The organism is Picrophilus oshimae DSM 9789, from assembly GCF_900176435.1.
Lineage (GTDB): Archaea > Thermoplasmatota > Thermoplasmata > Thermoplasmatales > Thermoplasmataceae > Picrophilus > Picrophilus oshimae.
Genome location: NZ_FWYE01000001.1, coordinates 626,030 through 648,970 on the forward strand (window position 1 = coordinate 626,030; position 22,941 = coordinate 648,970).

Here is a 22,941-nt window from a genome sequence, read left to right on the forward strand (position 1 = left end):
TCCTTCTAAAAAAGGCCAATCATATAAAGGCTTTAAAGCCCTACAAAAATCATTTTATTACCATGTGTTTTAAATTTATATCTATATCATAAAAATTGAAATTAATCAATTTTTTTGCCCTTTCTATATTCAAAGATGAATCAAATGGTCTTTTTGCTTTCAATTCAATATTATTCTCATCTATATTTTTATTTAAATTGTACATCTCTGATATTCTTAAAGCAAGATCATATCTTGATATTTTATTTCCTGCTATGTTCAATATTCCTATTCTGTTCAATGGTATAATATCTTTTATTGCCATTGCCAGATTAAATGCCGATATTGGCGAATAATATCCAGGAATTGCGGTTACCCTTTTATTTTCCATTAAATTTTTGTAAACAAATACCGGAAATCCCTTGTTAAGAAATACCCCGGAAGTCCTTATTATTAAAGTATTATCATAAGAATTTGCGTATATATCACCAAGGAGCTTTGTAAGGCCATAATAATTAACCGGATCAGGTAGATCATCTTCCCTGTAATTTCCTGTTATGCCATTAAAAACATAATCTGTTGAAATATTTATAAAATACGACTCTGTTACTTTTAACGGTCTTATTATATGCCTTACTGCCCCGGCATTTACATTATATGCCTCATTCTTATATATTTCGCATCTATCAACGTCTGTTAATGCTGCGCAGTTTATTATAATATCAGGATTGCTTTTTAATATTATATCCTCTATTAAATAGAATTTATTGAAGTCAAGCTCCTTGTGTGATATTTTAATTAATTCATAATCATCTTTTAATAAATTTATTAATTGCGATCCCAGCTGACCGGATGATCCAAATATCAATATTTTCTTCATTTCATCACTCCAAAGATATCATTGATCCCTTACCAACAACAAATTTTGAGCTTATCGGTCTATTATAAGTTTTTCCTATGCTTGCATCCTCTCCTATAATAGATTCTATTAATTTTGCCTCCTTTATAACGGAGTTATCGAATATAATGCTGTTGGATAATTCAGAATTTTCTATGATACAGTTATCGCCTATGGATGTGTATGGCCCTATATATGAATTTTTTATTGTAACATTGTTTCCTATATAGCTTGGACCATATATTTTTGAATTAACAATATTTGATGTTTTAGGCATATTAATCCTGCCATACATATCATTTGAATTATCCGATTCCGGAGTAAACTTATCAAGAAGCTTTATATTTGCCTCAAGCAAATCTCTAGGAGTTCCGCTGTCCTTCCACCAGTCGTTTATAATTGAAAAATTTACGGTTTTATTATCATCTATTAAGGCCTGAATTGCCTCTGTAATTTCCAGTTCTCCTCTCTGGGATGGTTTTAATTCCTCTATATATTTAAATATTTCAGGTGTAAATGCATAAACACCAACTAATGCAAGATCAGAAACAAATTCCTTCGGCTTTTCAATTAATTTTACTATATTATCATCCTCTATTAATGCAACTCCGAACCTGTTTGGATTATCGACCTTTGCGAGAAGTATTGATGCATCTCCATTGAAATTAATCATGCCTTTAATTCCGTTTAAAACTATGTTATCGCCCAAATATACTATAAAATCATCGTTACCTATAAAATCCCTGGCCTTTAATACTGCATCGGCTATGCCCCTTGGATTGCCCTGATATATATAAGTTATTTTAATACCAAGATCAGAACCATCACCATAGTAATTTATAACATCCCTTGGAGAGTTATCGCCAAGTATTATTGCCATATCCTTAATGCCATTATCCCTTAAATCCTCTATACCATATTGCGATATCGGTTTTCCGGCTATTTTTATTAACTGTTTTGATCCGGTATATGTCAACGGCCTCAACCTCGTGCCTGAACCACCATGCAAAATTACAGCTTTCATTTAATCTGTGATATTTTTAAACCTTAATAATTTATCTATAGCTTAAAAATAATAAAATGTGAGTCATTCAATATATAATATTATGTTATTACGCTTAGTTTTATCATATCCCGAATTGAATTCCTATATAAACATTATAATATAGAAAAGAGAGTTAAAGAAAAGGTGAAATTAAACAATAATCAATTAAAATATATAATAAAACAGAAGGAAAAAGGTGAATCATCAACTAAACTGGCATTTATTTACAAAGTATCAGTAAGGCATATCAATAAAATATACTATAATTATTTAAAATACGGAAAAACTACATTATATAAAACAGGAAGGAAACCCAAAATTATAGATAAAAATACAGAGAATTTAATAATAAATATAAGGAACAATCATCCTTTATCAGGTCCTGTAGCAATAGAGAAATACCTAATTAAAATGGGAATTAAAGTATCACATAACATTATATACAAAATATTATTGAAATACAATATGGTAAATGAGGATTTAAATAAGAAGGATCAGAGAAAGTATGTAAAATATGAGAGAGAATATTCTAATTCACTATGGCATATTGACTGGACTGATTATAATAAAAAGGAGAAATTAATAATCATAGAGGATGATGCTTCAAGGTTCATAGTAGGTTTAGGAGTATATGAGGAGGAAAACATTGACAATACAATGGAAACATTGGTAAAAGCAATAGAACTATATGGTAAACCTAATGAAATAATAACAGACCATGGGACACAATTCTTCTCAAATGGAAAGAATGGCATTCCTGGGGATAAGAATAAATTCCAGCAATATCTGGATGATAATGGAATAAAGCATATACTGGCAAGAATAGACCATCCACAGACAAATGGTAAATTAGAGAGATTAAATTATACAATAAAGAGATTAAGGCCTTATTTTAGTACATGGGATGAGGTTGTGTATTATTATAATTATGAGAGAAGGCATATGTCATTATCAATAGATGATAGACCTGTTGTAACACCATCAATGGCATATGTGGAAAAGGGAGGTAAATTATATGAAAAACAATAAATTTATAAAGGAACTCATTTCAGGATATCACATATTACGCTTAGTTTATAAAAAAATTTATAGGTGATTATCGTTTAAATTTAAATAAAAATAACTATATATTCATAATCTATAATTATATGCTGAAGAATAATGAAAATAAGGAATAGTTAGTGGTTTAAAGAGTAGTCTGAATATATATTATTAAACATAAAAGTTGGAATTAAATATTAAACCAATTTATATTCCAGATAATTGAACCTCTATTATTATGTAATTATGGACCGTACCAAAATTGTACCAAAATTTAGGGAATATGAAAAGCAACATGCCCACAAATTATGGGACAATTATAGGACAGATGTACCAAAATTGTTTCAAAAATCAAAAATCAGCTCTATGTTATGAGATATCTCCTAACGAAAAGCCGTTATTTCCAATGAATTTTTCAATTTTTTGAATTGCGGTGCAAAATACCGTACCATAATTCGTACCAAAATTCAAAAACTCAGTATTTCCAAGGTTCTCATAAAATGTCCCAAAATTGTACTGAAATTGTACCACAATAAAATTTGATGCATACATTTTTATACCACCAAAATATTATTATTAGCATGGCGAAGGCCGGTAGGAAGCCATCAATTAGTAAAGACATCAAAAGCTACATTATTAATGTCTACAGTAAGGGTTATAGTGTAAGAGACATAGCGAAATATTTAAAAGAGGAAAAAGACATTGATATTTCTAAAACAACAGTTCAAAGAGTTATTTCAGAATATAAAACTGGAGCAATAGTTAGAAACAACTCTATACATGAAGTCAAAAAAGTTCCAGTGCAGAAGAATGTTCCTGTGCAGAGTATTTTCAATGGTAATAAAGCGAATGATGAGTACAAACTAGAGGTTGTAGAAATGGCAAAGCCGCCTATTACAGAAAGAATATATACAGACTACATGGAAGCCCTTGAGGAAGAAAATTTCCTTAAGGAACTGCGTATAAGGTATTCGTATATTGCAAGGAAGAACTCAATGACATTCAAGCAGTTTGTCCAGAATGCATGTGAGCTTGAACGCCAGTACCTTGAAAAAGAAGTCATGATTACTAGTGAAAAATCCATTACACAGCCTGATCTCAAGGAGACATTTTACATTGCCATACTAGTAAAAGTTATAAAGAGTTTGTAACTAATATAATTATTTTAAAGAACTCATAAAAATTTAAAGCTATTATTTTATTCATATGAAGCAATAATTTACAATTATAGTCTTTTACGCATACAAAATTAGAAAATATCAAAAATTGAAAACAAATTTAGTTAACCTAACATTATTGATTCTAAAACCTGAAAAATATACTATTATGGGATATTAGATAATTATGACGGTTAGTTGTATAAAAACTATCAATAATGGGACACATAGAGATAAAAAATATTTTTATTTCAATTTTTTATAGTGTTCTATGGAAGATTTATTTATATCAGTAATAATCACTGCATATAATAGAAAGGAGTTTTTACTGGATGCAGTTAAAAGTGCATTAAATCAAACCTTATCTAAAGAAAAATATGAGATAATAGTAATTAAAAATTATAATGATAATAACATAGATAAATTTTTAAATAAAAATAATATAAAAAATATAATAATGGATGGCACAATTGGTGAATATCTTTACAAGGGTATAAATGAATCTAAAGGTGATATAATATCATTTTTGGACGATGACGATCTATTTTTTAATAATAAATTAGAATATGTTTATAATTTATTCAAAAAAAATAATAATTTAATTTATTACCATAATAATTCAAAAATCATCGATAAAAATGGCAAAATAACAAAACTGAGGATAAATGCACCTTATTTCAACATGTCATCTATAAATATTAAAAAAGACATAATAAATATAGATAATATTATATATTATATTAAAAAGATATCTACGGACCAGGACCTATTTATGTATCTATGCGCATTGGAATCGGATAAGAAAATAATCTCGAATAAAATGGAATTAACGTATTATAGATATCATAATAGCACATCAAATACAGTAAGCAGTGATATAAAAGATTTTAATTATAATACGGTAAAAAAATTAGATACAATCATAGATGGACTATATTTATTTAAAACTATTTTTAAATCAAAAAAAATCATTAAAAGTTATAAACTGGCTAATAACATATAATAAAATGGTAAAATATCGATATGATAATTCAACGAACGTTGATAATTTAATCAACTATATTTTACATTTTCATTATGGAATAAGACATAGTATTGTATCCATTGGAATATACATATCTATCAAAATTTATCCTAAATTTTTCAGGAAATATGTTCAAAAAAAGGTTTTTGAGAGGAAAAAGGTTTTTGAGAAATAGTAATATATTTCAAATTTCTATATATTTACAGAAAAAATATAATAATATTATTTATTATATACAATATTTATTAACTCTTCAAGATCTATATAAAATTTTTCATATGAGAATCTCTCCATTGAACTTTTAATTTTGTCTCTTATACTAAAATCAATAGATTTAATTGTTTCTACCGCATCATCAGCATTATTGTAACCATAGCCATATTTGCCCATGTCAATAATATCCATCCATGGACCGCCGCTCATTGGAACAACAGGTATCAAACCGTATGACATGGCCTCTATTATGGATATACCATAATTCTCTTTCCTGTTTGCATGCAGGTAGATTGAGCATCTCTTTAATATTGAATCTTTAATATCATCGCTGGCATTCGGAATTATCTCCAAATTCTTTGGTTTTATTCTCATTAGATAATTATAATATTGCTCATCACCCTTATTGACAGCCCCAATTATATAAAATTTATAATCTAAGAGACTTTTTGCAATATCAATAATTAACTCATAATTTTTGTCTTTGTTTATTCTTCCTATTGAGACTATGTTTTTATTAATTAAATTATTATTTAATTTGTATTTAACCGGAATGTAAATAACCTTCATTAAAGCCGGTTTTATATCCAGTTTTGGAAATAACTTATTTGCAATGCTCAATGTGTATTTACTGTTTACATAAAATATCCCATTGTTATAAATTTTATATATTTTTGAGTATTTTATCAATTTAAATGCCATTTGATTTTTAATATTACCATATTCATCTATAAAAGGATCAAGGAAAGAGAAACCATGCAAAATATTTATATTAGCATTGTACAAAAACATATTTGGGTGATTATTAAACGTTAAATCAAATTTGTAAATCTTAAAGATTTTTTTTAGGTCATGCCTTGTTTTAATTACCCTATTAATAATATATGGTAGGCTGGCATTTTCTTTATAATTATAACTGGTTTCTATGATTTCGGCCTTTAAATCTAAATATGGATGCCCTGAATCTGTGATAAGGCTTACATTAATATTATCCTCTTTTAATTTATTAAATATTAATCTGGCAAGAAACTGGCCGCCGCCTATTCTTGTGAACTCATCAATGATGGCCGCTCTCACAGGAATGCCATTAAATCTATTATTAAATATTTTGTGTCTTATTGCATGGCATCAAAGTCTATGTTAAAACGGCTTAATGATTTTTATGCACGAAAAATATTAATTTTATGTGCATTAATATAATAACTAATAAACATTCTACTATAGCTTTAAAAAATATATAATTAATATAATTTACCTAAATATGAAACGCCTTAATGCATAAATATTAATATAATTGATAAAAATAATTAGCATATGGCCAAAAATTACAATTATTGTCCATTATCATATGAGAATAACCTATTTTTCAGTCTGGTTGACTATAGAAATAATTATTTTACAAGTAATAACATAAATAATATCATAAAATTTTATGATAGTTTTCAAGATAGGGAACAACTAATAAAATGGATGAAAGAGAGACCAAAGGGAAACTGTGCAATAAGGGAGATTGAAGGAAGAAAGGATGTTATAGTTATCATTCCCACAATTGATGCTGATAGTAAATTAGCCAATAACTGCAAGGATAACATATTTAAAGGTCTCCACATCATTTTTGTGGAAAGTGGATATAACAATTTCTATTTTAACTATGCACATAACTGTAACGTAGGCGTAAAAAAGGCCCTTGAATATAATCCTAAATGGATTATATTATCAAATGATGATATGTATAAAATAGATTCCATAAATATACTTTTGGAGGATCTTGAAAAAATGGATCCTGACAATGTTATTACTGTTTATATAAATAAGAGTAACTACCATAGTACAAAAAGAAGAATAGTGGAAAAAAGGATAATGTATAATTATATAATATTGTTAAAAAGACTCCTTGTAAATGGATCAAAACTGTATAAATTTACAAGTAAGAAAATTGAACTTGAAAAAAAATTAAAATGTATTTATATGGTTATTCCAAACAAACAGGTATTTAATTTCCTGACAAAGGGCAAAATTACATTGACGGTTGGCATGTCATTTCAAATATTTGGTATATCGTTTTTTAAAAAATACGGTGATTCCATTTTTGACGAAACCTTCATAAATGATGCTGAAGATATCGATCTTTCTTTTAGGCTCTTTATGGATCGTGCAAGGGTAGAAAAATCTAAATTTAGGATTGGGGATATGATAGGATCTAGTCTAGGGTCATATAAAAATGAGCGGTTTAATCTGTTAGGTCTTGGTATAAACGATAAAAATATGCTCCCAGGTGTTATAAGAGAGCTGAGATCTATTTCAAATAGTGCATACTTTAATCTCAAGATCTTAGATAAATATTATGCCACCACGCATTTTAATATATAAGATTGAATTTTATCCAGATTTCATGCTGTCGTCTTAAATCCAAGTATAATATCGTAGTATAAATTTCGTATTTATCCACTTTATTCACTTTATTATCTAAAATTGTGAACTAAGATTGTATTTAGAAACAAGTATAATTCAAAATTTGTTGAAATTTTATACTTACAATAATTATCCTTTATATTTTATATCTATGTTACAATATTTAATAATGTCGGCACCTTTCAGGATTCATTAAATTCCCCCAGAATATAAATTATGATAAAATATTCATAGTGGATAATTATTCAAATGATGGAATATACGAAATATTAGAAAAAAATAAAGAAAATATGGATTGGAAATAAAAAGAATGAAATGCAAGATAGGTCTTGGAAGGCAAAAAGCAATGGAAATGGTTATTGCAAGAGACGATGACTATTTAATGACCATGGACTTTGATACAATATACGGAGATGATTTTACTGAATATGTAAATGAAATTATTAAAAAGCCAAGATACAATGAAATTTTTAGTAGTTTCTTATCAATAAAAATATACAATAAAGATATTCCATGGAGAAATCTAAACGGTGCAGAAGATCTTGAGAGAATAGCACATTTTGCATTATTAGGATTTAATTTGAATCTTAAAAATTTTGACAACAAAAATCAAAAAATAGTTGGTCTAAGAGAGAAGATATGCTAAAGGTTTAAAATTTTATTACAGGCAATTTTATACGGCACTTGATTTCCAAAGGAGGTATTTGCTTTAAATCATTTGATGACTTTTATTCTTTATTTAAAAGTCGCAATAAATATTTATATCGCACGGGATTATTAATTATATATTATATATCAAAATTTTATAAAAAATATTGCTATGATGATAAGTTAAACAATATTGATCTGGCAATGAAGCATGCTGAAAAATAGCTATTTTATAATGTAATATTTAAAAATTCCTTGCGTAATTTATATTACCAGTTTTATTTCTTTAATATTTTATTGAATTCATATAATCTAGCATCTTTTTAACGCTAATTCTGAAATTATATATTCCATAATTATTTAAAATATTATTATTTATATTTTGCATGTAGTAATCAATATTATTTTTTATATCACATATTTTCTCTGTGAATTTATCCAGGTCACAGATATATATACCTTTTTCAATAAGATCCTCTATGCCCTGTGCACCTACATAAGTTGTTAGTACAGGTATACCATGAAAGAGGGCATCCAGATTTTTTGTTTTTATTCCTGAACCAGCTAAAACTGGATTAACCAATAGATCAGATGCATAAAAGTAATCATCTATTTCATGGACATACCCTGGGCATATTATATTATTAATTTTACATGGAATGTCTGAACCCAAAAATATGAAATTAACATCTTTTACTTTATCAACAACTTTATCCACAAGAAAGTCAATTGCCAGCTTATTCTGTATATTTTTATAGGAACCCACAAAGAGGCATGTGAATCTATCTGGAATATTCATTTCCTTCCTTAACATAGATTTATCCATGTATTGCCTTGGTTTAATATATTCTTCATTTATATGAACGGGAACTATAAAACATGCTTTTTTTCTAAAATATTTAAAGAATATATCACGGTCTCTTATTGAAACAAATGTAATTATCCTGGCCGATATATATGAAATAATATCGGTGATAAAACCAAATATGGAATAGTATAGTTTTTTAATTCCGTGAAGCATCCTGGCCTGCTCAAAGTCAATAGTATTTGTATCGTATACTATTCTTATACCTAGAATTCTAAGAAAAAACGCATAGACAAAAAAGAAGGATGTGTGTATAAATATATAATTATATTGGATTTTTCTGATGTATTTTAAATAATAAAGCATAAGTTTAATATTTGCCTCTATAAGGGCAAAGGGGCCTTTTTGTTTTAAGAATATATTGTTATTACCAATATTTGTATTAAGACCTTTTGGTATTACCTGTATAAAATCAACATTATAAAATTCAGACAGGGCTTCTATGTAGTCCCTGGCATAATATGATGATCCGCCATTAATATTGTCCAAAGGCCCAAAACATATCACCAAAAACCTCATTTAATTGATATCAATGGAGATATAATTAATCTTTCTATGCTTATATTCGTAATTATAATACATAAATTTATATTATTAATTAAATCATAATAATTATTCATAGCACCAAAATATTTTGATATTATAATATTTTATATTTTATTTAATATTAAATTTATTTATAAAGTGTGGAAAAATTATATTAGGAAAAAAACAATATCGAAAATATTGAAGGCAGAATATGGGATACTTAATGAAAGGGAACAGATGATAATACTAAGATTATATCGTGTAAATAAGGAAGTTGTTAAAACATCTCTTTTAAACCTAGTTCCAAATTCATATTCATTAGATAAATATCTAGATCACTTGAAAGAATATAATCTAATAAATATCAGAGAGGAAAAGGTTATTAGAAGAACCTTTTATATATCCATCACAAAAAAGGGGTATGCAATTTCTAGGCAATTGGAGTATATCCAAGAACTGCTAAAAATGAATTTTGACGATTTTAATATTGATCCATCATTTAGTGGGGATAACGGTACTGTTTATGAAATAAATAATCATAATAATGGAAAAAACTATGCCAAATTTGTATGTTTGCCAATCCAAGCATGGCAAATTTTTGCATGTTTTGTGGGTCAAAGTTGGAATAAAATATCAACAGAAACATAATATTATGAAATAGGTTATGAAAACATATTATTAAAAACGAAGAATAAGGTTATATAAAAATCCAGAAATTTAATAATAAAAACAAATGATGATTTATATTGTTGGATCTCTATTCTATTGATAAATAACTTAAAAATAATTAGATTTAATATATCACCTAACATTATACAAAATATGCTAGACAACAAAATGACTGCAAAAACGATCATCTTCTGGTGGCCAGATGCAACTTTTCTTGATGTACACTGGAAAAAGGACCCAGGTTCAATTCCAATTGAATTAAAGCGACTTGGATATAAAGTTATTCTTGTCGTTGGTAAATTTGCCTCCAGTAAAAGAAGGGATGAAATAGACATCATTGAAACAAACATACATGAAAACTCCAGTCCTATCATGAATATTATCAATAGAATAAACAGTTTCTTATTCATGATAAAAATTATGAGAAAGCACCACCCAGATACAATAATAGTACAGCGTTCTAAAATTGAGGCCGTTTTAATTATGGCCCTATTGAAATTTTATAAGAAGATCATCTCTTAAGGATAAATTCCCTGATTGGCAGTTAAGGATCGCAGGGCTGGTGGATGATCAATCTTATATGAAAGCTTTAAAGAAGCAGATAATTGATTTGAACCTCTGTAATTCTGTTAAATTAATAACAAATATTAGCGATGAAGAATTGATTAAGGAATGCAAACAATCATCAATATTTTGTCTTTTATCAAGATGGGGGAGTTTTGAAATTGCCAGGGCTGAAGCAATACATTATGGCCTTCCAATAGTTATCACGGAAGCTGCCTGTGGAATATATTACAAAAAATATGGTTCCTTTGTCTGCAATATCAATGATAAGGATTCAATATTTGAAGCTCTATCTACCCTTATGTCAAACCCGGCCTTAAGATTGGAGACATCCAAGAGGCAAAAAGATGCAATATTAACATGGCGTGATGTTGCTTTGGAATTCAAGAAACTGATAGAGATTGAAAATTAATGCATATAAATAAGATCAAATTAACAATCAAATGGGCAATAAATTTGATATTGAAGATTAAATATTACATTATAATAATTCTTAATTTTTCATATCCATTTTATAACTTACTTTTCAGTATTATAAAAATACTTAAAATATCTATTAAAGAATAACAATGAAATATTATAATAATTACCGGGATAATCAAAGGGATTAAAGTTATTTAGTTATTGTATATCTTTAAATTTATACATTGGCAATGAAATAATCAGTTCATGATTATTAAAACTCAATATTAATATACAAATATTAATCCAAATTATATGTGATTATTAAGGCAATAGACATTATATTTATCAATAATTAGATTTTGTCATCATAAAATCTGTTTATATTAATAAATCAAATAATATCGAATTTATAAAAAATGCAATAATTTAATATTATAAACAGTTTAGATAATTTTTTCTATATGATTTAAATCCAATATTAATTGAAATCGCAGTCTTTTATATCCGGTTTAATATTTCAGTACGGTGCGGTACTATCCCTTTATTTATCATCGTTCATATTCTATTTTATTGTGGCGCATATCCTGCCGACATACCTTGTTGGCGTAATCTCGCTCCTGCTTGCAATATTAAACATTTTTTACACGGTTTTTGCACTGGGTTTGGGAACCGGCATGCAGCATTTTATCTCATATCACCTTGCAAGAAATAACATAAATACAATAAAAAAAATAATAAAAAATACATCTCTAATTGGAATACTATTATCAGCAACCGCATTTTTATTTACATACTTTTCATCATATTATATATCAACAATATTTTTTCACTCCATTAAATACAGTTTTTATATAAAAATTATCGGCATAGGCATATCAGGCGATGTTTTAATGAATATATTCTCATCAATGTTGCTCGGGCTAAACTACTATAGAACCTTTAGCATAACAAATATAATTACAAACATTTCAGGATATTTTATTCCGCTATCATTGTTTTTAATCACAAAGGATTTTGAATACTTTATATTCGGATTTTCACTGTCCTATACATTTTATGCAATTATATACATATCCATGGTAATAATCTTTTATTTTAGACTTGCAGATGGTAATAATGAAGATGAAAGATACTTAAATATATTAAAATATTCAATACCAGTATTTATTTCAGGTATATTGGGCACAAGTGCAAACTATATAGATAGAATTATAGTCTCATATTTTGTTAATCTTTCATATCTTGGAATATACAATTTTGCCATTGTAATAACATCTGCAGTCCTATTTTTATTAATCCCTGTTTTTAATATAATACTACCAAGGCTTTCTTATATATTCTCGGCCAATGATGAATCCGGTTTTAAAACCTCATTGAGATTGCTCCTTAACTTTTCATATATATTATATGTGCCTGCGGCATTCGGAATATCGGCCTTATCAAGATACATATTATTTCTATTTGCCGGTCCTATGTACTTAAAGGCTGCAGTTCCATTGATTATAATATTAATATCAACAAGCTTATTTTCAGGCAGCTATGTTTTTTCAAATGCACTTTCATCGACAAAGAGGACAAGGATTTTTATAATATCATCTGGACTGGCTATGCTTGCAAACATAATATTATCATTTTTATTAATACCTGTTTATGGAATAACAGGTGCTGCAATATCATACTCATCCATGAATGGTACAAATTTTATTATATTATATTATTTTGAAAGGAACTTTGTTAAATACGATTTAAAAATTATTTTTAAAATATTTGCATCTTCCATATTTATGTCGATAATATTATTCTATCTTGGTACAATGTTATCATACGGTTTTATAAATCTGCTTATTTTAATAATTCTTGGGGCTCTTATATATTCAATGGAGATAAAGATCTTTAAGATTATAAGCAGGGAAGATAGCATTTTAATCTCGTCTTTAATAGGCAATATTAAAGTTTTTAGATTTATATTGAAAATCCTGTCATAGAATAATTTTAATACATTGTTATATTTAACGATAAATGACGGGCCTTTCCTTAGCATTAAAGGAAATGCGAGAAAACAAGGTTCTTATAAAGTACATGCTGAAGGCAATTATAAAATCAAGGTTCTCAATATTATTTAACATGAAATACGATGACGCAATTAATATGCTCTTTTCAAAGGATCTAATAAATATATTCGGCATAGAAATTATAGATGATAAATTAAGGTTTAAATTCAATGGTAATTATGTATATTTTTACTATAATGACCTTAGAAACGAGGGCGCCAGACTTGTTGAAAACTTTATAATAAGGCAGTACTCAAAATTAAACGTTAATGGTAAAAATGTCATAGATATCGGCGGTTACATAGGTGATTCTGCAATATATTTTTCATTAATGGGGGCAAGGCATGTCTTTGCATATGAGCCATTTCCATCATCCTATAAAAGGGCATTAAAAAATATAGAATTAAACAATATAAAAAACATAAGCTTTTGCAATGCCGCGGTTACGGACAAAAAAGGAACAATTAAAATAAGGGATAGTGACAGCCCATACGAGGAGTTAATGCCAGATGGCGATATTGAAATTAAAGCCATTACACTTAACGAGATATCATGCAATAAAAATAACCTGGTATTAAAAATGGACTGTGAGGGCTGTGAGCGGAAGGTTATATACAGTGATTTATCAAAATTTGATGAAATATTTATAGAATATGATTTCGGCTACGATTATATAATAAAGAGATTAAAACAGTTTGGCTTTCATTATAAAATGATCTCAAGGCCATACAGGATAAATAATAGAATCACAGGATCAATCTATGCATTTAAATAATCCTCGCCTATTATATTCATTATTTTTCCATACATGGATTCAGGGTTAAATTCCATGGCACGCTTAACACAGGCCTCGGGATTTATTTTAAATCCATTTCTGTACAGCTCAATGGCCTTTTTTATAATCTCCTCCTTTGAATCAACCAGCCAGCCCGTTATATTATTTAATACTGTTTGAGAAGGCCCCTGTTTGTTGTATGTAAGAACCGGTGTCCCGCACTTCATGGATTCTATAGGCACCCAGCCAAACGGCTCCTCTGTGAATGGAAACACGGTAAATATTGCATTATTGTAAAGATCATTTAATTCATCATTTGAAACCTTTCCAAGGAATTCAATGTACCTTTTTATATGATTTTTCTTCATGCCCGGCGGTGATTTGCTTCCAAAGGCCTTTATTTTAACGCCGGCCTTGGCAATTTCAATTAATGTATCAAGCTCGGTTTCCTTTCCTATGTATGTTAAAACATAGCCTTTTCTCCTTTCATTCTTGTAATAAAAATTATCAAAATTTTTTATTGTGTTTATCTCACAATTTATATTTATGTTTATTTTTTTATACTCATCGATTAAATATTTTGAATTTGCAGATAGGTGCTTTGTACTGTAAATTGCCCTTAAGATAACCTTTTTATCGAATTTTTTTATTATAATATAAAAGATCTCTGGAACCATTTTTAAAATTATGTTATCTTTGCGCAGTTTTAATAACGTTTCATAGAAGGGCATACCCTGAACTATCATTATATCAGATTTTACAGGTACTGTTGAGCTTAAATTTATAATTATATATTTATCAAAACCTTCCAGAATTTTTAAAACCCTTTTTGAATTGTATGAAAATAAAGCCTCCATGAAATAGCTTTTAACCCAGTGCATTGCCTCAGTTTTGAATATATTATTTATTATGCCATTGTATATGGAATATCGCTCACATTTTAAATCTTCACAAACGTCATGGTTTATGTAGTTTGATATTAAAACAGGCTCATTGAATCTTCCAATAACGGATTTTATCAGATTGTACTGGACAGAATTAATACCTGGTATGGGATCAATGATAAATACCGTTTTCATTGAAAAGTTAGTTTTATTACAAATATAATTTTTTCGATTAAATTCATCCTGATTTTATGATAATTAAAAAAGAAAAATATTTTAAAACAAATTTTATTATCATGCCATGAAATTTAAGATCACCAGGCTAAGAATCATAGTGTTTATTACATACCTTTGGGTTCTATTCCAGACTTGGTATTACTCAATGAGCGTTTTTAAGCTTCATAATTTTTACATTATCGATACTGATACATATCTTCAATCATTAAGCAGTGCAATATTTTCAAATAAATTTTTTGTTAATACTGTACCTGGTGGTTCATTTTTTTCGGTTCATGCATCATTTATATTGTTTTTACTGCTTCCATTTTATTCAATATATCCGAATTTTATAGGTTTATATTCCATACAGAATATAATAATATTCTCACCGACAATACCATTATTTTTACTTGCAAGGAAAAGGCTTGGTAATAATAACTATTCAATGCTGCTTGCATTATCATATTTAATATATCCGGCAATAACGCCGGTCCCATTTGAGGCCGTTACCATATTCTCTGGCTTCGCAGTCTTTGCATACTACTTCCTTGATGAGGATAAAAAGATCGGATTTATAATATCGTTTTTATTAATGCTTTCAACAATAGAATTCAATCCATTTATAGGCATTGCGTTCTTTATTCTTATATTGATAAGATCTGGAATAACAAAAAATATATTAAATTATATAAATAAAATATTTCATACTGAATTAAACGTCAGGATATACAATAGCTGGCGCTTCTATGCTTTATTTTCTTTGATATCGTCCATTGTTATGATGTACCTTGATATAAAATTTATAGCATTTGCATCACATGGAACACACAGCGCATTGCAAAACTCATATGGAACAAATATACTATCATTGAAAAATATTATAACAAATATTAAAACAGACACATCATCGAAGATAAACTATGCAATGCTTGTAAATGCACCATATCTATTTTTATCATTGTTTGATCCTGTTTTGATACTTCAATTTCCATGGATCGGCTTCGATTTAATATCATCGTTCAATGCCTACTGGTCATATGGAATATACTATGAGGCATACCTATGGCCATTCGCGGCCATCGGCGCCGTCGAGGGACTTTACAAGATATCAAGCTATGTTAAAAAGATTGATAACAAAAGAATAATAAAGATAAACCCGTCAAGGGCAAAAAAGCTTATAATATTAATATTTATAGTCATGCTAATATCCTGGGCATACCAGGACGGCATTGGCTACTCTCAGAACATGCCGGTTCATATAAATATCAAGGACCAGCAGCTTTTAAAGGCCATATCGCCTTTAAATGAGAGCTCCTCTGTTTTCACGTCTGCAAATAACATGCCTGTTGTTGAATTAAAATCCTGGGACACATGGTTTTATGGAAATAATAAGGAATACTTTATTTTAAATGCAACATCTGGATCGCCGCCTTCCGGATATGGTGTATACGATGCCGCCGGAAGGTACGTTCTGTTCAAAAAGGGTTATGATAATAAACCGCTTTTTAACGATTTAAATTACACAAGGCATTATAATATCGATAATATAGATCAGTCATTCAATGTTCTTGTTTTCAACGGCAACTACACGGTTAAATTGTATTTAAAATCCGATGGATATAATAATATATATAATGAAGGCAAATCATCAAACGAAACAAAGTATTTTCCGGTCAATACAGGAATAATAATACCATTCAACATTAATAAAACGATGAAAATAACATATATATACACGGATTATCAAATGACATATGGATATTACACTGTAAACAGCGCAATATCAAGAAATGAATCAAGATCATCGATAATAGATTACTCAAATTATACAAACTATGCATCATCATCGGAGAAATTTTACTATAATATTACTTTAAATCCTGGAACATACTATTTCTGGATTTACTCTTCAGGCTACCCTGGCGGTATTTACATACCGGTTTCACATGGATCATCGAAACTTATAAAGATCGATGATACTGGAACAGAGCTATACAATTACAATTTAACATCATCATTTACAATAACAAGCTTCACAGAGCATAAAAATGTGGAATATTCAGCATCATCGCTATTACTGCATGCTTCGAATCTAAGCGTTAACAGATTATATAAATTCAAGTCATATTATTACAATGGAACATATTTAATACTTGTTGGACTAAGATTAAATGAAACCTCATTATTAGAATTAAACAATCCTGAGATTATAATAACAGTAACCTCTGATCATGCAGATTCGTATAATAATATATTTCTTGACAATACGTTGATACCTTTAATACCGTTTATCATCGGCGGAATCATTGTATTTATAATACCAGGATATAAAAAAGATCATAGAAGATTAAAAAGGATATCTGGAGTTCTTGTTCCTGAGCTCATGCTGATCTTTGGGATAATATTTGCCTATGGCTATTTAAACATAATAAGGATGCTTTACAATGTTTACATATTCGCAGCATTTGGGATATCAATATCAATACTCCTTTTAATATATTTGTATATTTATTATTCAAAAACTTAAAATACATTTATGATATAAATTATCATGAAGCATGCTACCATGATAGCAATCATTGATCGTTCAGCAAGGTTATACTCTATTACAAAAATACATACAAGTCAAATCCATGGGATTACAGCTATGCAATTACAATTAACGGAATACAAGTAGCATCAGGAAACACAAATGAACTGGAGAACACAACAGTTTCAATAAACATTACGGAGTACGCATATTTATTCGCCGGTAAAACGGTAAATGTAACAGCTTACACCGCAGAATGGGAGAAATCATACTCTGCATACCAGAGTGTCTGGTTCATCGTTTATCCAGGAACAATTCCAAGGGAGCCAAATAAAATAATAGGCGTTTTCAATAATACGGGCAGCTACACACCAAAGGATCCTGTAAAGAATATATTAATACCATATAATACAAGCCTGAAAAGGAACGTTACGTTCCCTGATAATGTAACAGCAGCATTCTTAAATCTTTACATTTTACAGAACGGAAACGACGAGTTCTGGTATTCAAACCAGCCGCCATTCAGGGAATTTATAATATCTGTAAATAATACAATAATAGCAAGGATATTTCCATATCCAAACATACAGACCGGCGGAATAAACCTGTTCAACTGGCAGCCGATACATGCAATAGGTGCATTGATGGACAAACCTTACATGGTAAATATAACGCCGTTTATAAGCATATTAAACGGAACAAAGAATGTTAATTTAACAATAGTAAACAATGAGGATCAGTGGATAAGAATAGGCCTAAACTTTTTATTATACACCGGTAGCAATGTAAAATCAAGCTACAATGTAAAATTCAGTGAGGTTTACAATTATACACAGAACCCAAAAACGGTAAATGAGAGCATACCCTGCTCAGCAGAATATTTAAATGATTCACAGTATGTATTAATAAAATACGATGTATCATCGTTAAATAACAATGAGATTATATATAGAAATCTAACAGATAAATTCGTTGCATCAAATATAGAATACGATCCAAATAAAAATATATTGAATAAATACTCAAACGGATACATAATAAATGTTTCAGAGTTAACATCAATGCATGAGATTATTACATGCGATTATACAACAATAAACCACGGATACAAGGATGTTAAAATGAAAACCTCTGAATACTCGGTTAATTTAAACTATGGTTGCAGCATACTTTTAAATGATAATTGCCAGCTGACAGGCATAGCAATAAAGGACACGTTAACCCAAACAAGAGATATATCAATAACAAACATGCTTTACCATGGCTATGTTATATCATCCAGCAACATGATAAACGATGATTCAGTATACGGCCACGATGAATTTGCAGGCCTAATAAACAACGGCGTTATAACAAAAATGTATTACAATCATGATAACACGTTAAGAATAGATATACATGTTTACTCCGGAATTAAAGATAATAGCTATGAGCATATAGAATACGCTGTAAACAACTCGACGGTAAACAGAAGCGGAATTATGGTATTAAATATATATAAGAAATTATAAATTTTTTATTGATAAATTATTTTTATCTATATGACAATGAATGACAATTATTTAAATACATGTACAATTTGTTCAAATTCTTTATATATAATAAAATTATAACTTCTCCATGGACAATAAAAAAATAATAAGCATAGCCATGGTGGCTATCATGGTCCTATCAGCCTTCGCTGTTCTAGGCTCAATGCCTGTGCAGCAGGCTACAACACACAACAAGGCCGCGGCAACAAGCGTAGGCGGTCTTACATTGGATCCTGATATATTTACACTGAACAAGGAGGCACAAAACACAACGGTCTTTGTAACATCTTCACACGTTTTTGAGCCTGGTGTTGAGATATACTTCTACTTTTCAAACTCAACATCAAATGTATCATCGATACTTGTTGGAACATATGTTTTACCAGCAGGCATAACAGCATTGAACAATAAAGTTGTTTTCAATTTTGCAAACGTTGATAAATACATAACAAAGCCTGGAACATACTATATATTAGCAGCCCAGAAGGCATCAGTTCCGGCATATGAAACAATAACATTAACAACACAGCACCCACAGTTCTATATAAACGGAATGAACAATGCAACATTATATCCTGGCGAGAACGCAACATTCACCGGTGTAAATTACACTGCCGGCGATATAGTGTCAATATTCTTTACATATCCTGGAAACAACACGCCATTGGCAACTGCAATTGTTGCAAATAACGGAACATTCTCAATAACAAAAAAAGTTCCAAATCTAAGTGGAACAGTTTATTATGAGTCATCAGGAAAAGAGTACCTTAAACCATACAATTTAATAGCACAGCAGGATGCATTCTCAAATGGATTAACAGCAAATGCAACGTTAGAAATAATGCCGCATGTTGTTGTATCGCCATCATCATTTAATGGTTTAAAGGGATCAACATTAACTGTAAATGGTTATGGATTCATAGCAGGTGAAACACTTGGCGCAAACACATCAAAGGTATTTAATGTAACATTATATAGAGGTTTTGATGGTGTAACCTACAAGGTAGATGCATCAAACACTGCAATAACAGTTGCATCAGACGGAACATTCACAATGACAATAACAACGTTAATGAACTTCACAGAGTACGGAGCTTTTAATATATCAATAAAGAATATATCAAGCCTGCCAACAACTGTAATATATATATATACAAATTTCACACAGGATAATGTTGTTTTTGTTTCAACACCAGATACATTAAATGAGCTTGGATTCTACTTCAATGCAACATCGGTAGATGGATATTACTATCCAGGCGCCTCATTCTCCGCTGTTGTATTCAATTTTGAGCCAAATGAGCCAGTTTCAATAATGGTTAATGACTATGTTATAGCAACAAAAAATACAAATTCATTGGGTTATGCATATATAATCGGAAAATTGCCTGCAATGCAAGCAGAACTATATACAATAACCGCAGTTCAGAAATATATAAGGACTGCACCTTCTGAGGATAAAACATTGGGATTATCACCATTACAATCACTAACAATAAGCAGCTACTATACTGTATATGATTCTGTTGGCACACTTTCGAACATTACATCTCCGGACAAAGCCTATGAAACGCAGTACATACCATCAGGATCTATAGTAAACGTTGCCGCATACGGACTCAATCCAACAAAAATTTATGGAATAACATCTTTTTCTGTGGCTTACGCTAACATATCTGTGGTTACAGTTGGTAAATATATAAATGACACATCTGCAATGCCAGCTGCAAATGGAACATTGATGTTCACAGTATACTTAAATTACACAACATCAACTACAACAGGAGCTTATGTGGATTTATATTTCGGTATCATTACTAGATATACTGATGATTATATATCTGGTGTTCAGAATGTTCTTGTTTATGCACCAGAATATTCTACGGTTAATTTTTCGTACTCATACTTTGAAATAGGTGCACCAAGCATAACTTTAACATCAACAAATCCTTACAGCCTGGTATCTGCAGTATCAGGCATAGGTGAATCATTGCCATTATCATACTATATGGAGGTTGGAGGAAATATAACATTAAAATTATCCAATGTTATACCTACAAATGCAACAATGCTTTATCCAGGTGTTTCATACAATTACAATGTTTACCTTGATAACGCATTGCTTCAATTTAACAAATCGAAGGAAACAGTTATAAACGCAACATCCTATGATAACGCAGTAACAACAACAATAACAAAATACTTTATAGTTCCTGATGTAACAGGCCTTGAAAATATTAATGTAACATATGCAATGATGAAGCCTGTTCTTGCATCATCAACAGTTCTTGTATCATCACCTGCTGCAAAGGGAGCATCATCCGGAACATTTATTGTAAGCGATGATTATGCAATTGCATACAATTTATTAAACGGAAGCAAGGCATATTATAATTTGTCTATATCAACATACTCTAAAACTAAACATGAAAACATAACAACCTACTATTCATCATATAGTTATATACTGGATATGGGGGCATTTGTTTATAACTTTACATCAATGGCTGCACAATCCAACGGAACATATGCAGTATTCCTTGAGGTTACAAACAAAACATCAATGTTATCGCATTACTTCATAAATGATTATGAAACAAATGCAACAATTACAACATCATCATCATTATATTATGAGGGGTCTCCAGTAGAAGTTACTGCAAGTAATCTGGTTAGTGACATACCATATGAAATAATATGGAACGGCCAGCCATTAGTATCACCATTTGAAACATCTGGTCATACCCATACATCAACATTCTATGCTCCTTACGCTGTTGGTAAACAGACAATATATTTAAAGGATCTATCAAATAAAGCAATAGTGGCAAGCGCAACATTTGAAATACAAACAAATGTAACGTTAATGACTGCACTAGGAGATTCATCAAATGTGGCATTCCCAACAGAGGTGGTATACTTCGAGTGGAATGTATCATCACACCCACCGGTCACGGATGAAACAGCCGGTGTCACAAGCGCAGGACCTGTACAGGTAACAGTACTATTAAATGGAACACCATACACAACGGTAACAGCATACAATGAGAGTTATATATTAATGGGCTCATTTGCAATGCCCAATGCTCAGCCTGGAACAATGTATAACATATCATTAATGTACACGCAGCCATACACAGCAATGAGCAAGGCAGTAACGGCAGAAGAATACCAGCTAAACTACACTGCATATAACACATACACATCAAAGACAAGCGCCCATATAGAATTGGTATCAGGCAGCGGAGCATTCGTAATAATATCACCATCACAGGTAACAGCAATAATAAAGACTGCTGTTGGCCAGGCATTGAAGGTACCATTAAGTGAGTTAAACGCAACAATAAAGGAATTAAACGGAACTACAGTATTAATATCAACAGACTTCGGTGAGATGATATCAAACTTATCATCATTAAATGCAACAATATCAAAGGTCTCAGGCAATGTAATGTACATAAACACATCACTAGGCATGGTATCAGCAAAGCTATCATCATTA

Annotated in this window: 18 protein-coding genes and 1 pseudogene; 13 read left to right on the forward strand and 6 right to left on the reverse strand. The window is 29.7% G+C overall.

The window, feature by feature from the left end; genetic code table 11:
- Window positions 1–49 precede the first annotated feature (49 nt).
- Together B8780_RS03475 and B8780_RS03480 are read right to left on the reverse strand one after the other, a co-directional pair.
- Entirely contained in the window at window positions 50–859 is an 810-nt protein-coding gene (locus B8780_RS03475; protein WP_084272659.1) for a dTDP-4-dehydrorhamnose reductase family protein, read from the reverse strand.
- A gap of 4 nt (window positions 860–863) precedes the next feature.
- On the reverse strand, window positions 864–1,901 hold the full coding sequence (locus B8780_RS03480) for a glucose-1-phosphate thymidylyltransferase (protein ID WP_084272660.1): 1,038 nt from the start codon (window positions 1,899–1,901) through the stop codon (window positions 864–866).
- 165 nt (window positions 1,902–2,066) lie between these two features.
- Here B8780_RS03480 and B8780_RS03485 point away from each other — a divergent pair, with 165 nt between their 5' ends.
- Window positions 2,067–2,951 carry a DDE-type integrase/transposase/recombinase gene (locus B8780_RS03485; RefSeq protein WP_084272661.1) on the forward strand — a complete coding sequence of 295 codons (885 nt, stop codon included), beginning with the start codon at window positions 2,067–2,069 and terminating at the stop codon, window positions 2,949–2,951.
- A gap of 381 nt (window positions 2,952–3,332) precedes the next feature.
- Here the strand turns inward: B8780_RS03485 and B8780_RS03490 are convergent, their stop codons facing one another.
- Window positions 3,333–3,515: a hypothetical protein gene (locus B8780_RS03490; RefSeq protein ID WP_084272662.1), complete on the reverse strand. Its 183-nt coding sequence runs from the start codon at window positions 3,513–3,515 to the stop codon at window positions 3,333–3,335.
- Between the two features lie 29 nt (window positions 3,516–3,544).
- Between B8780_RS03490 and B8780_RS03495 the strand changes: the two genes are divergently transcribed.
- Both B8780_RS03495 and B8780_RS08280 read left to right on the forward strand, forming a co-directional pair.
- The gene (locus B8780_RS03495) at window positions 3,545–4,114 is read left to right on the forward strand and encodes a helix-turn-helix domain-containing protein (protein ID WP_084272663.1); all 570 of its coding nucleotides are present in this window, start codon (window positions 3,545–3,547) and stop codon (window positions 4,112–4,114) included.
- A gap of 277 nt (window positions 4,115–4,391) precedes the next feature.
- A complete protein-coding gene (locus tag B8780_RS08280) occupies window positions 4,392–5,123 on the forward strand; it encodes a glycosyltransferase family 2 protein (protein WP_236719363.1) in 732 nt (243 codons plus the stop codon).
- Window positions 5,124–5,366: 243 nt separating this feature from the next.
- Here B8780_RS08280 and B8780_RS03505 read toward each other — a convergent pair whose 3' ends face one another.
- On the reverse strand, window positions 5,367–6,434 hold the full coding sequence (locus B8780_RS03505; protein ID WP_084272664.1) for a glycosyltransferase: 1,068 nt from the start codon (window positions 6,432–6,434) through the stop codon (window positions 5,367–5,369).
- A 237-nt stretch (window positions 6,435–6,671) separates the two neighbouring features.
- On the opposite strand from B8780_RS03505, the gene B8780_RS03510 reads away from it, so the two are divergent.
- Both B8780_RS03510 and B8780_RS03515 read left to right on the forward strand, forming a co-directional pair.
- On the forward strand, window positions 6,672–7,727 hold the full coding sequence (locus B8780_RS03510; RefSeq protein ID WP_084272665.1) for a hypothetical protein: 1,056 nt from the start codon (window positions 6,672–6,674) through the stop codon (window positions 7,725–7,727).
- A gap of 352 nt (window positions 7,728–8,079) precedes the next feature.
- Window positions 8,080–8,415 (forward strand): hypothetical protein, encoded by a 336-nt coding sequence (locus tag B8780_RS03515; RefSeq protein WP_084272666.1) that lies wholly within the window; start codon window positions 8,080–8,082, stop codon window positions 8,413–8,415.
- Between the two features lie 288 nt (window positions 8,416–8,703).
- On the opposite strand, the gene B8780_RS03520 is transcribed toward B8780_RS03515, so the two are convergent.
- On the reverse strand, window positions 8,704–9,801 hold the full coding sequence (locus B8780_RS03520; RefSeq protein WP_084272667.1) for a glycosyltransferase: 1,098 nt from the start codon (window positions 9,799–9,801) through the stop codon (window positions 8,704–8,706).
- Between the two features lie 207 nt (window positions 9,802–10,008).
- On the opposite strand from B8780_RS03520, the gene B8780_RS03525 reads away from it, so the two are divergent.
- The 5 genes from B8780_RS03525 to B8780_RS03545 all read left to right on the forward strand — a co-directional run bounded on the left by B8780_RS03525 (window position 10,009) and on the right by B8780_RS03545 (window position 14,274).
- Window positions 10,009–10,458, forward strand: coding sequence for a hypothetical protein (locus B8780_RS03525; RefSeq protein WP_153274208.1), 450 nt, complete (start codon window positions 10,009–10,011; stop codon window positions 10,456–10,458).
- A 174-nt stretch (window positions 10,459–10,632) separates the two neighbouring features.
- The gene (locus tag B8780_RS03530; protein WP_084272669.1) at window positions 10,633–11,001 is read left to right on the forward strand and encodes a hypothetical protein; all 369 of its coding nucleotides are present in this window, start codon (window positions 10,633–10,635) and stop codon (window positions 10,999–11,001) included.
- A 40-nt stretch (window positions 11,002–11,041) separates the two neighbouring features.
- Window positions 11,042–11,455 (forward strand): glycosyltransferase, encoded by a 414-nt coding sequence (locus B8780_RS03535; RefSeq protein ID WP_236719364.1) that lies wholly within the window; start codon window positions 11,042–11,044, stop codon window positions 11,453–11,455.
- Between the two features lie 475 nt (window positions 11,456–11,930).
- Window positions 11,931–13,433: an oligosaccharide flippase family protein gene (locus B8780_RS03540; RefSeq protein ID WP_084272671.1), complete on the forward strand. Its 1,503-nt coding sequence runs from the start codon at window positions 11,931–11,933 to the stop codon at window positions 13,431–13,433.
- A 34-nt stretch (window positions 13,434–13,467) separates the two neighbouring features.
- Complete coding sequence (locus tag B8780_RS03545) at window positions 13,468–14,274, forward strand: FkbM family methyltransferase (RefSeq protein ID WP_084272672.1); 807 nt, start codon at window positions 13,468–13,470, stop codon at window positions 14,272–14,274.
- Here B8780_RS03545 and B8780_RS03550 read toward each other — a convergent pair.
- A complete protein-coding gene (locus B8780_RS03550) occupies window positions 14,259–15,353 on the reverse strand; it encodes a glycosyltransferase (protein WP_084272673.1) in 1,095 nt (364 codons plus the stop codon). The two genes, B8780_RS03545 and B8780_RS03550, sit on opposite strands and share 16 nt — an antisense overlap.
- A 106-nt stretch (window positions 15,354–15,459) precedes the next feature.
- Here B8780_RS03550 and B8780_RS03555 point away from each other — a divergent pair, with 106 nt between their 5' ends.
- The 3 genes and pseudogenes from B8780_RS03555 to B8780_RS03565 all read left to right on the forward strand — a co-directional run.
- Window positions 15,460–17,904: a DUF2079 domain-containing protein gene (locus B8780_RS03555; RefSeq protein ID WP_084272674.1), complete on the forward strand. Its 2,445-nt coding sequence runs from the start codon at window positions 15,460–15,462 to the stop codon at window positions 17,902–17,904.
- A 68-nt stretch (window positions 17,905–17,972) separates the two neighbouring features.
- A pseudogene (locus tag B8780_RS03560) lies at window positions 17,973–19,418 on the forward strand (peptide-N4-asparagine amidase); the annotation flags it as partial.
- A 109-nt stretch (window positions 19,419–19,527) separates the two neighbouring features.
- The coding region (locus tag B8780_RS03565; protein WP_153274209.1) for a hypothetical protein at window positions 19,528–22,941 on the forward strand (3,414 nt) is incomplete at its 3' end.

What these genes read in the sequence shown, in the direction of transcription:
- B8780_RS03475 (WP_084272659.1), bottom strand. Translation starts at nt 859, where the DNA reads ATGAAGAAAATATTGATATTTGGATCATCCGGTCAGCTGGGATCGCAA.
- B8780_RS03480 (WP_084272660.1), bottom strand. Translation starts at nt 1,901, where the DNA reads ATGAAAGCTGTAATTTTGCATGGTGGTTCAGGCACGAGGTTGAGGCCG.
- B8780_RS03490 (WP_084272662.1), bottom strand. Translation starts at nt 3,515, where the DNA reads ATGTATGCATCAAATTTTATTGTGGTACAATTTCAGTACAATTTTGGG.
- B8780_RS03495 (WP_084272663.1), top strand. Translation starts at nt 3,545, where the DNA reads ATGGCGAAGGCCGGTAGGAAGCCATCAATTAGTAAAGACATCAAAAGC.
- B8780_RS08280 (WP_236719363.1), top strand. Translation starts at nt 4,392, where the DNA reads ATGGAAGATTTATTTATATCAGTAATAATCACTGCATATAATAGAAAG.
- B8780_RS03510 (WP_084272665.1), top strand. Translation starts at nt 6,672, where the DNA reads ATGGCCAAAAATTACAATTATTGTCCATTATCATATGAGAATAACCTA.
- B8780_RS03515 (WP_084272666.1), top strand. Translation starts at nt 8,080, where the DNA reads ATGAAATGCAAGATAGGTCTTGGAAGGCAAAAAGCAATGGAAATGGTT.
- B8780_RS03520 (WP_084272667.1), bottom strand. Translation starts at nt 9,801, where the DNA reads ATGAGGTTTTTGGTGATATGTTTTGGGCCTTTGGACAATATTAATGGC.
- B8780_RS03530 (WP_084272669.1), top strand. Translation starts at nt 10,633, where the DNA reads ATGCTAGACAACAAAATGACTGCAAAAACGATCATCTTCTGGTGGCCA.
- B8780_RS03545 (WP_084272672.1), top strand. Translation starts at nt 13,468, where the DNA reads ATGACGGGCCTTTCCTTAGCATTAAAGGAAATGCGAGAAAACAAGGTT.
- B8780_RS03550 (WP_084272673.1), bottom strand. Translation starts at nt 15,353, where the DNA reads ATGAAAACGGTATTTATCATTGATCCCATACCAGGTATTAATTCTGTC.
- B8780_RS03555 (WP_084272674.1), top strand. Translation starts at nt 15,460, where the DNA reads ATGAAATTTAAGATCACCAGGCTAAGAATCATAGTGTTTATTACATAC.